We start from the raw sequence: 316 nt of genomic DNA on the forward strand, positions 1-316 counted from the left end.
CGTTAGATGCTGTTAAGAAATTATCAAGGTTAAGGTCAATGCCAATTTGACTTTGCGTCTTAGGCAAGGCTTTAACAAAGGCAATATCGCTGCCTAATTGCATTGATAAGTAGAATTGCTCGTCAGCGGTCTTTTTAATCGTGACTGTGCCAATTCTAGTTGGGATGTGGTTAAGCAAACGCTCTTTGATTAGCCTTCTAAAACCAGCAATGCGGACGATACCCAGTTTAGGCAGTTTAATATGTTTAGCATCAATAAATCTAGCTGTCCCGTTATCAAGAAAAGCTTCTTTTTGCTTAGGATATTGACAGTTGGT

At 39.2% G+C, this 316-nt stretch carries 1 pseudogene; it reads right to left on the reverse strand.

Annotation, left to right across the window (positions count from 1 at the left end):
- Positions 1 to 316 (reverse strand): annotated as a pseudogene (locus CP368_RS10290) (RNA-guided endonuclease TnpB family protein); the annotation flags it as partial.

Origin of the sequence: Lactobacillus sp. UMNPBX17 (assembly GCF_002553735.1) — a bacterium.
Taxonomy (GTDB): Bacteria; Bacillota; Bacilli; order Lactobacillales; family Lactobacillaceae; genus Lactobacillus; species Lactobacillus gallinarum.